The sequence below is a fragment of the Psychromonas sp. genome, from assembly GCF_983033635.1.
Genome location: NZ_CEZLMY010000120.1, coordinates 1 through 10680, shown reverse-complemented (window position 1 = coordinate 10680; position 10680 = coordinate 1). Strand labels below are relative to the sequence as shown.

8 protein-coding genes are annotated in these 10680 nt (G+C 43.1%); 7 read left to right on the top strand and 1 reads right to left on the bottom strand.

All coding sequences use genetic code 11. The features are described 5' to 3' along the window. The first annotated feature begins 425 nt into the window (after nt 1–425). From AC4GME_RS13670 to AC4GME_RS13660, 3 genes are all read left to right on the top strand, one after another. Nucleotides 426–743, top strand: a complete 318-nt coding sequence (locus AC4GME_RS13670; RefSeq protein WP_490378113.1) for a late competence development ComFB family protein — start codon at nt 426–428, stop codon at nt 741–743. A 532-nt stretch (nt 744–1275) separates the two neighbouring features. Further along, nucleotides 1276–1617, top strand: a complete 342-nt coding sequence (locus tag AC4GME_RS13665; RefSeq protein ID WP_490378114.1) for a helix-turn-helix transcriptional regulator — start codon at nt 1276–1278, stop codon at nt 1615–1617. Next, nucleotides 1611–2927, top strand: coding sequence for a type II toxin-antitoxin system HipA family toxin (locus AC4GME_RS13660; protein WP_490378115.1), 1317 nt, complete (start codon nt 1611–1613; stop codon nt 2925–2927). The genes AC4GME_RS13665 and AC4GME_RS13660 overlap by 7 nt, the downstream gene beginning before the upstream one ends. Nucleotides 2928–2976: 49 nt before the next feature. Here the strand turns inward: AC4GME_RS13660 and AC4GME_RS13655 are convergent, their stop codons facing one another. After that, nucleotides 2977–4764 (bottom strand): choline/carnitine O-acyltransferase, encoded by a 1788-nt coding sequence (locus tag AC4GME_RS13655; RefSeq protein WP_490378116.1) that lies wholly within the window; start codon nt 4762–4764, stop codon nt 2977–2979. Between the two features lie 568 nt (nt 4765–5332). Here AC4GME_RS13655 and betI point away from each other — a divergent pair. The 4 genes from betI (at nt 5333) to AC4GME_RS13635 (ending at nt 10566) form a co-directional block, all read left to right on the top strand. Further along, nucleotides 5333–5941: a transcriptional regulator BetI gene (betI, locus tag AC4GME_RS13650; protein ID WP_490378117.1), complete on the top strand. Its 609-nt coding sequence runs from the start codon at nt 5333–5335 to the stop codon at nt 5939–5941. Then, nucleotides 5929–7395: a betaine-aldehyde dehydrogenase gene (gene betB / locus AC4GME_RS13645; RefSeq protein WP_490379590.1), complete on the top strand. Its 1467-nt coding sequence runs from the start codon at nt 5929–5931 to the stop codon at nt 7393–7395. Before betI ends, betB begins: the two co-directional genes overlap by 13 nt. 3 nt (nt 7396–7398) lie before the next feature. Further along, entirely contained in the window at nt 7399–9087 is a 1689-nt protein-coding gene (gene betA / locus AC4GME_RS13640) for a choline dehydrogenase (RefSeq protein WP_490379589.1), read from the top strand. A 261-nt stretch (nt 9088–9348) separates the two neighbouring features. After that, on the top strand, nt 9349–10566 hold the full coding sequence (locus AC4GME_RS13635; protein WP_490379588.1) for a BCCT family transporter: 1218 nt from the start codon (nt 9349–9351) through the stop codon (nt 10564–10566). Nucleotides 10567–10680 lie beyond the last annotated feature (114 nt).

Genomic DNA, 10680 nt, shown 5'->3' with positions numbered 1-10680 from the left:
TTAATAAAACAACGAAATGGAGAATGTAAACAAAAGGCTTTCTTTCTTGCTGAGGAGTACTTTATAGAGTCTGAAGTGAAAGTCAAGGGTTGATTGAAAAGTAACCACATAACGACCAAAAAACGCACTGCTATGCTCAGGTAAATTTTGCCAAACTTTAGATGTCTAAGAAAAATACTATAAGGCGCTTTGTGCCCCTTTGCGCCTTAGCGCCTCAGAAAGCTAAGTCGCAAACGCCCCATTGCAATTTAGAAAACTACAAAACCATGCCCATATTTAGCGAGCCACTTCAGGTTAATGAGAATTTCCAGAGGTTTTACCCTGCATCTTGAAGGATATTGGTTATAGATACTTTTCTCTTCTCGAGATTAGTTCTATAGTGCCATTCTAATTAGATTGAATCACACTAAAGAGGGAGAGTTGCTGTGCCAGAGTTATTGAGCAAAGATAGTATAAATTATTCGGTAAATGGTGCCGATCTTGGCGATATCACTAATTACAATGAAATAATGGTATTGGAGTGTTTGCGCGATTGCTATAAGAGAGACTCGTCACTGTGTGACTGCGCTATATGTACTGAAGATGCGTATGCATTGGCGATGAATTTGGTGCCGGTGCGCTACATTCAGATATCTAGTGTGAACAAATACAAAAAGTCTGATAGCTATGTAGACACTAGCATAATAAAAGCGATTGTCGATGATGCTGTGGATAAGATTAAAAAGAGTCCGAACCACGATTAAGTCATTTTAAAGCCCGGCTAATCTCCAGCTGGGCTTAGTCGGACATAGGGCTTTTAATACAACTTTTTCATCCAAAGATTTCTCAAAAGAAATATTACAAGATATTAAACCGCGAGAAAACAGGGCTTATTAGCCAATATCGGTCTATCCAACTGATATCAGAGCTCAAAAAGCTAAGACGCTTTGTGCCCCTTTCCGACTTTAAAACTAAGTATCAAACGCCCCATTATGACTTAGCTTATATTTAGTATCGCGACAGAAAACAATTTGCCGCCCGCCACTCCCACGCCACACAATCACCATTAAAATGGTATTTATGGTAAAAAAACACCATTAACATCCACCTTAACAGTAGTTGCACGCGCCTCCCAGAAGCAATTGAACACGCCACCAACAAGAGACAAACATAACAACCAATAAACTGGTAATTACCAGGTAAAACCAGCAACAAGAACCATGTTAATGGTTGTTATAACCTCTGATTATTGAATTACTAAACGATTGTAGTACACTTCAATAAAAGGAGGATGCTATGGAAATTAATGACAGCCCGAAAGTGATAGCGGAAACATTGGGGCGCCGACTAAAGCAGGCGCGATTGAATGCAAACCTTTCCCAGGAAGCCCTTGCATTAAATGTAGGTCTATCAAAAAACACCATAATTAACGTAGAAGCAGGCAAAACAAAGTTAGAGACTATGATTGCGGTAATGCAGGGGCTCGACCTGCTGGATCAGCTTTCTCTCTTCTTAGCAGAACAACCTGTTTCTCCCATACAGCTAGCCAAAATGAAAGGTGCAGAGCGTAAGCGTGCATCCAAGAGCAAATCTGCACAAAAAAATAATAAAGGTAATGAGAGTGAACCCGAATGGTAGAAGCTGTTAGTGTAAAATATAAAGATCACGATGTTGGTGCAGTCAGCTTCAATGCAGATACTGGTATCGGTGCGTTTGAGTATGAATCGAGTTTCATCAATAAAGGCATAGAGCTTTCGCCCTTGAAAATGCCGGCATCAAAGAAAATTTTCACCTTCCCAGGGATTGATAAACAAACCTTTAAAGGACTGCCCGGTCTAATTGCAGATTCATTGCCAGATGATTTCGGTAATGCGGTATTAAACGCCTGGATTGCAGGTCAAGGTCGTTCTCCAGAGAGCATATCTCCGCTTGAGAGGCTGCAGTATATCGGCAAACGCGGCATGGGAGCGCTAAACTACGCACCGGCAACACGGGTCAAACAGTTCAATTCCTCAAACAACATCGAAGTTCAATCATTAGTTTCTGTCGCTCAAGAGATATTAAACAAAAGAGACAGCTTTAATGTAGAGTTGAACGATAACGGGCAGCAGGACAAACAGGCAATGTTAGCCCTAATGTCCGTTGGTATGAGCGCTGGTGGAGCAAGGCCTAAAGCCGTACTGGCGTTTAACGAGGATTTCACTCAAGTAAAATCTGGACAAACGAACGTCCCTGCCGGATATAAACACTACTTAATGAAATTTGATGGGGTAAGCGAGCACAGTAAAAACTATGAAACCTTCGGCGATCCTATGGGATTCGGTGCCATGGAATATACTTATCATCTAATGGCTCAAAGCTGCGGAGTGACCATGACCGACTGCAGCCTGCTTGAAGAGGGCTCAAGAAGGCATTTCATTACTCAACGATTTGATAGAATAGGCAACCAAAAGGTACATGTTCAGACGCTCAACGGTATCGCACATGTTAGCTATAAACAGCCCGGCTCATTCTCCTATGAAGAGCTGATAAGTGTTGCGCGCCAGTTAAAATTAGGCCCGGCAGAAGCAATGCAGATATTTAAACGCATGGTGTTTAACGTAATAGCCAGAAACCACGATGATCACTCCAAGAACTTTGCCTTCATGTTAAACAGTGAGGAAAAATGGGAATTGTCTCCAGCCTATGATCTCGCCTATAGCTACAAACCCGGCAGCAAGTGGGTGAATAGTCACTGGATGACTTTAGCAGGGAAAAGAGACAGCTTTGTCCGCAAAGACTTCTACGGTTTCGAGAGACTAAGTCCCATTTTCAGCAGATCAAAAATAAACGAGGTCATTGATCAAACAACCGAGATGGTCGCTAAATGGAAAGAGCTTGCAGCAGAAAATGAAGTGCCGAAATCATTAATAGACGAAGTTAATAACAACTTGAGACTGGATATTTAAGCAAAAAAGCACACTCCGGTTCAAATATGAACATAGAGTGTGCTGATCATTATTTACTCTGACGCATCAAATCAGCCATTTCAAGCAACGACTGCTCGATATAGATTTGCATCTGCTCGAGTTTTCCCTGCATTGCGGTTCGACTAGTCATATTGAAGCAGATGGAATCATTGCGCTTAAAGTACCGGATCCCGTAGCCGTCATCAACAATCGGCCCGTAACCTGCAAGGTCTACACCGTAGTCTGACGTGGTGCTGGTACAAACCACACTGTGAGTCAGTGCCTGGTATCCAATATCTGTAAATATTTCTGGAAGCGTATTAATTCCGATATCATGGCCAGCCGCTTTATAGCGGTATTTTAGCGCGAGGAAATGGGAGTAAACCCCATGACCAAACCTGCACTCGTTTGCCCTTTCGATGTGCTTTCGTGCCGCCTGAATGAGTGAATCGATTTTAGTCTGAGTAGTGCAATCGGCGTCGCGTATATTCTGAATAAAGACCATCGACTCGGGCGAAACGGTATACAAAACATCGATGCGCCCGTCGAGAAACGTTCTGGTCATCACTGCTTCATAGGCACTGTAGCACTTTCCATAAAGCTTATATTCAGCCAGTTGCAGCGCCAGCTGAACGAACGCATCGGGGCTTACGCCAAACTGTTTGATCTGATTTTTACCAAACTGAGTAAAATTCAGAACCCTGGTTTGGGTATTAGCCGTGTGTTGACTAAACGAATCTGCTGCAGCACGAATCGTCTGTCTCAGCGCATCATCTAAATCAAACTCAATTTCTTCAGCGCTTGAGGCAAGTGCTCCCTTTGTCTCAGCAGAAGCGCCTCTTTCATCAAAAGAAACCTTATCAATCGTGTCGTAGATATGTCCAACCAGGCGCAGCATAACAGAGCCGTCTACCCCGGTATGTTCGAAATTCATCCCGGTCTTACCATTTTTGAAGACGATAAACTGCAGCGATTTATCGAAAAAGCGATCCTTGCCGTCTCCATGAAGTAACTGTTTTGATACTTCGGTTATCTCTTCCGGCTTGTTTTCATCCAGGCACAAGGCAAAAGCCGCTTCTTCGATAGCAGTCATCGCTTTTTTATTATTAGCCGATAACTGAAGCAGATCTGCCCTGCTTTGTGCCCAGGCATCCCGCTGCATTGTGGTTAGCAGGCCTAAGTTTTGCCCTTTTTCTGAGATAGATAGAATGCAGTCAATATCGAATTCAATCGCTGTTGCCGACCTGATACTTCCTTTTTCATCAAGAATATCAATTTTGTATATGCGCTGATTATGCATTACCACAATATGCTTTCTGGACGATGAAACTTTGAACTCATCTGTCCCCGGCTTCGCTATTCTTATTGAGGAAAAAAGATTGCTGTACTGATTCATGCAAAGCGGCGTCTCTTTCTGCATGTCAACCGTGAGCTCTTTTTTATCAATCAAAGAGACAAAATTATAAACGCAGACAATAAGCGCGGCGGCGATATTTGCTTGTGAACAGGCCTTTTCATCAAGCTTACTTTTCAGGTAATAAAATACGTTGCTGTTAATCACCAGAGAATCTCGGGATTCCAGGTAAAGGTTTTGCCAGACGGGTGCGGACCAGTTAGATTGAGTATGTTGATTATTCCATTCAATCAGCTCATTCTGCAGTTTTTCGCCCTCTCCGCCAGACTGCAGAAACAGCTCAATCACCTGCCTGGTCTTAGTTGACTCTTCTTCCGTTAATAACGGCTCTGCCCATTCAATGAGTTTACGGCATGTTATATTTAAGTCCGGCACCGGCATTAGCGGTAACTCTTTTTGACAGCTAAATGTGTTCCCTATCAATCTTTCAACTCCTTCGTACAAAATAAATATTTTCTTGCGGCATCTCACCAATCAAGCCTAACAAAATCACACTAATTTATGTTGCAGTGATAAGTTAAGTTTATTGGATGTAATTCTTCGAGTTTAAGGCATTGCCCTTAGCTTAATGTATGCTGATACAGCTATCTATACTTATTTCCCATTTGCATAGTTTGCCGCCGTAGTTAAGGTGATTTTTCCTTTCTATCTTGCCTCTTTTCAATCAACGCAATCAAGGTCACTTGGTTGGAATAACCTATTCTCGATATCGCATGTTTATCCGGCCATTCGGCAAATAGTTACAGCTAAAATAATTTCAACTGTAACTATTTAATTATTTTTGTTTCCGCGAAAACGACCCAAACCGCATTGTTCAGCCCACTTGGAGCCGCATCTTACTCTTTACTTGCTCTATTTCCAATTAAGTTGATTATTACTCAATACTGATAACAATTGAATTAACACTTGATAGTTAGAACACTAATCATTAGGATCGTTATTAATTGAGCGTTCAATTAATAACGTTTTCAACGATAAAGGGAAGTTATTTATGCCTAGACCGCCGATGAAACACGTCCGACAACAGCAGCTCATTGATGCCACGCTAATATCAGTCGAACGCCATGGGTTACAGCACACCACAATTAATACTATAAGTGGTATGGCGGGAATGTCATCGGGGATCATTAGCCATTACTTTGGAGGCAAACAAGGGTTAATTGAAGCTACACTTAAATATCTTCTCGATGAATTAAAGCAGGCATTACTAATAAGGACGTCAGGCAAAACACTGCCTCCTATTACAAGACTCTCTATGATTGTTGAAGCAAATTTTACCGAGTTACAACGTTCTAATGCAGTGACTAAGACATGGTTAAGTTTCTGGTCCCAGGCGATGCATGATCCGGGATTAGCAAGACTTCAACATATCAATAGCCAACGCTTATACAGCAACCTGCTTTTTTCTTTTAAACAGCTGCTGCCAGATACTGCAGCTATTAATGCAGCCAAACAAACCGCAGCGGTTATTGATGGTTTCTGGCTGCGCAGTGCGCTGAGTTCAACACCTGAACAAGATTTCAAGCAAGCCAAAATTTTATCTAAAGCCTTTATTGAGACAGTTATCGTGCAGTATGGAGAAAATCAATGCCGTCATTAATCGTTTATCAAAATTATGTCCATGGTCAATATATATCTAACGGCACGGGTGAAACATTTGAAGTGATTAATCCCGCGACAGGTCAAGTTAGCTACTTAGTTGAAGAGGCAAATGAAGCTGTCCAGCAAGCTGCAGTCGAGAGTGCCAAATCCGGCTTTGCCGAATGGTCAAAAATGACTCCAATAGAACGCAGCCGCATTCTGCTGAAGGCCGCTGCGTTACTGCGTGAACACAATGACGAACTTGCAGCTGGTGAAGTGCTTGATACCGGTAAACCATGGCAGGAAGCATCAGTAGTTGATGTCGTCACAGGTGCCGATTCAATTGAGTTTTTTGCAGGCCTTGCCCCGAGTATTGAAGGTAATCAGCAGCAGGTTGGCACTGATTTTTATTACACTCGCCGCGAACCATTAGGTATTTGTGCGGGCATTGGTGCATGGAACTACCCTCTGCAGATTGCTTGTTGGAAAGCGGCCCCGGCTTTAGCCTGTGGTAATGTGATGATTTTTAAGCCGTCAGAAGAGACGCCGCGCGGGGCAATGCGCTTAGCAGAAATCTTCACTCTGGCTGGTGTCCCCAATGGTGTGTTTAACGTACTTCAAGGTGATGGCCGTGTCGGCGCCTGGTTAACCGGCCATGAAGATATTGCCAAAGTGTCTTTTACCGGTGAAGTCGGTACCGGCAAAAAAGTGATGGCGGCCGCCGCCGGTTCACTAAAAGAAGTCACCATGGAATTAGGCGGTAAGTCGCCGCTGATTATTTTTAATGATGCCGATATAGAAAATGCTGTATCTGCAGCCATGTTAGGTAATTTCTATACCCAGGGCGAAGTCTGTACAAACGGCACTCGTGTGTTTGTTCAGCAGGATATTTATCCCCGTTTTATTAAGCGTCTAGTTGAGCGTACAGAGCAGAATATTGTCTGCGGCGATCCGATGAATGCTGACACCAATTTTGGAGCTCTGATTTCAAAGGCCCATCAGCAGAAAGTGCTCGACTACATTGAGATAGGTAAAGCACAAGGCGCTACCCTGCTCACTGGCGGTAAAGCATTACAACCTGAAAATGCACCACATGGTTTCTTTGTTGCACCGACAATTTTCACTGACTGCACTGATGAAATGACATTGTCTAAAGAAGAAATATTCGGCCCGGTTATGTCGGTACTGACTTTCACCGATGAAGACGAAGTTGTCCGCCGCGCAAATGATAGCCGCTTAGGATTAGCCGCAGGTGTGTTTACTCAAGACATTACCCGTGCTCACAGGGTGATACATCAGCTGCAGGCTGGTATCTGCTGGATTAATGCCTTTGGCGCATCACCCGCTGAAATGCCGGTCGGCGGCTATAAAATGTCCGGTATCGGTCGTGAAAACGGCAGCGAAACATTAAAAGCGTATACCCAGATCAAAGCGGTGTATGTCGGCATGCAGTCACTTGAAAGTCCGTTTTAAGGAATGACCATGGCTAAAGCACAATATGACTACATCATTGTAGGCGCAGGAAGCGCGGGTTGTGTACTTGCAAATCGCTTGTCAGCTGATCCCGGTAATAAAGTACTGTTGTTAGAAACCGGCGGCAGCGATAAGAGTATTTTTATTCAAATGCCGACCGCATTATCAATACCAATGAATACTAAAAAATACGCCTGGCAGTTTGAAACTGAAGCCGAGCCGTTTTTGGATAACCGCCGCATGCATTGCCCACGCGGTAAAGTGTTAGGCGGTTCGTCATCTATTAACGGCATGGTATATGTACGCGGCCATGCACGTGATTTTGACGAGTGGCAGCAGGCTGGGGCTAAAAATTGGGATTATGCACATTGCTTACCCTACTTTAAAAAAGCCGAGACCTGGGCATTTGGCGGTAATGACTATCGCGGAGATACTGGCCCTCTTGCTGTGAATAACGGCAATAATATGAAGAACCCGTTATACCAGGCCTTTGTAGATGCCGGTGTTGATGCCGGCTATTTAGCGACTGCAGATTACAATGCTGAACAGCAGGAGGGTTTCGGCCCGATGCATATGACCGTCAGAAACGGTGTACGCTGGTCCACGGCGAATGCCTATCTAAGACCCGCCATGAAGCGCGATAATCTGACCGTAATCACTCATGCTCTGGTTCATAAAGTGCTGCTTGAAGGGAAAACAGCCATAGGAGTTCGTTACGAGTCTAAAGGTCAGTTAACTGATCTGCGCTGTAATAAAGAAGTCCTGCTCTCTGCCGGCTCTATCGGCTCCCCGCATATTCTACAACTGTCTGGAATTGGCGCTGCGGATACATTAGCTGAAGCCGGTATTGAACAACTTCATGAATTACCCGGTGTAGGTGAAAACCTCCAGGATCACCTTGAGTTTTACTTTCAATTTAAATGCTTAAAACCGATATCGCTTAACGGTAAAATTGACCCGTTAAACAAATTATTTATTGGTGTACGCTGGATATTGAATAAATCTGGTTTGGGTGCGACTAATCACTTTGAGTCATGCGGATTTATTCGATCTAAAGCTGGTTTGCAATGGCCGGATCTTCAGTATCACTTTCTACCAGCTGCCATGCGTTACGACGGTAAAGAAGCATTTGCAGGTCATGGTTTTCAAGTTCATATCGGTCATAACAAACCAAAAAGCCGCGGTGCGGTTAAAGTTGTTTCAAGCGATGCCCATGCTGCACCGCAAATTCAATTTAACTATTTATCACACCAGGATGACATTGAAGGATTTCGAGCCTGTGTTCGATTAACCCGCGAAATTATCAATCAGCCCGGCTTAGATGAATATCGCGGCGAAGAGATTCAGCCGGGATTAGCGGTACAAACTGATCAAGAAATTGATCGCTTTGTCAGAAGTTCAGTTGAAAGTGCCTACCACCCTTCCTGCTCATGCAGAATGGGCGAAGACACAATGTCGGTAGTGAACTCAGAAACTAAAGTTCATGGTATCGAAGGTCTTCGAGTCGTTGATTCATCAATTTTCCCGACAATTCCTAACGGCAATCTGAATTCACCGACCATTATGGTTGCAGAGCGTGCCGCCGATATTATTTTAGGTAAAACACCTATTGCACCCAGCTCGGCTAAAGTAACGGTGGCAGATGACTGGCAAACCAGTCAACGATTACAAGCCCCTAAGCGTCAAGCCTGATAGTTCATGCTGGGCATAAATTTATTGTAATAACATTGACTACAAAATCAGTCGATTACAGAACAGGGTACATGGCCAGCCTAAGCTAAATATGCAAATGGCCTATTAAGCTACGTTCGATTTTTCAGGGTTTAACTATCGTCAGCACGATACTTAAGCCTTGCGGGCAGAAACCGCCTTTAAAAATTGCTCCGTGGCGTTTTAAAAACAAAACAAGGAATTAATTATGTGTGTTAACAATATCTACCCGGGAGACAAATAATGACTATTTGGCTATCAACCGGTATTTTATTTACCTTTGCCGCAATTGCGTTTGTTATTTACCGTTGGGGTAACATGAAATGTATTGGTGTTACGCCAGTACGTACATTTACCTTTATCGCCATTCTTTTTACCTCTGGTTTAGATGTCGGGTTAATCATGTTTCCGCTAACCGAATTTGCAGGTTATGCCGATCTGGCGAGCAGCCCTGAATATGGTTTTAGTAACCCGCTAGCCATTGAATTTGGTTTTTGGGCTTTCTTTATCTGGGCATTTTACTTTTTAACCTGTTTCTACTTTTGCGTTATTGAGCCAAGAGTTAAGTTTTTCGAAATTCCGTTAATTAAATTTATTAATAACTTAGTCATCATCGGCACCTGTGCCTTTACTGCCTATCTGTTACTGTCTAACCTACCCTGGTATTTACCCGACTTAGGTGACGGTGAAAGCATTGTCGGCAGTTTTTACCTAATTGTATTGCTAGTTATTGCCGTGGCCGTATATTCAAGTACAAACATTCGTTTCGTCAGAATTTTAAGCCTGGGCAGCAGCTGGTTATTTTTAGGCTTAATTGCAGTAATGTGGGCAGGTGCATTTTTATCGGATGGCTCTAGTGTCGGTGAATTCTTTACTACATTTGCATTAATAGGCGACTACTTCACCAATCTGCACCGCTTTGTATTACCGCTTAACGATTACCATGAGTTTTACCTATATTGGTGGTTTGCATGGAGCATCATGATTGGTCAATTCACCTCTCGTTTTGTCAGCGGTATCCGAACCTACCAGGTATTAATTGCCATGATGGTCGTGCCGTCGATTCCAATCGCGGTCTGGTTCACCGTACTTTACTATTACAGTGCTAACGCCATTCCGATAACAGGATTCTACAACCTGGCGATGGTGATCGTTGGTGTAACATTTGTTATCAATTCACTTGATTCATTAGTTCGACTGTATACCGACAATTTAAATCTAACCGTGCAGCGTTTTGGTAAGACTCGTTATGTTATCGGTAATGTTGTTTTATTAAGCGGACTAACACTACTGTTCAAATTAGAGTTTTTAGAAATTCAGTGGGTTGGCGCATTAGCGATAGGCTTAATTTTAGGATGCTTTGGTTATATCCTAATGACTCGCTATCGTAAAGTAGTTGAGATTGAGTGCTCCCCCAAAGCAAACAAAATCGACTTCACTAAGATTCAACTTGCAAACTGACAATGAAATAACAAAAATAGCACTGAGCAGGATAAGTGGTTTGCTATGGTAACGAAGCCTATAACCACATTTTGCATATAAATAGAAAAAGCAGAATATCGCCCCGCGTTATTC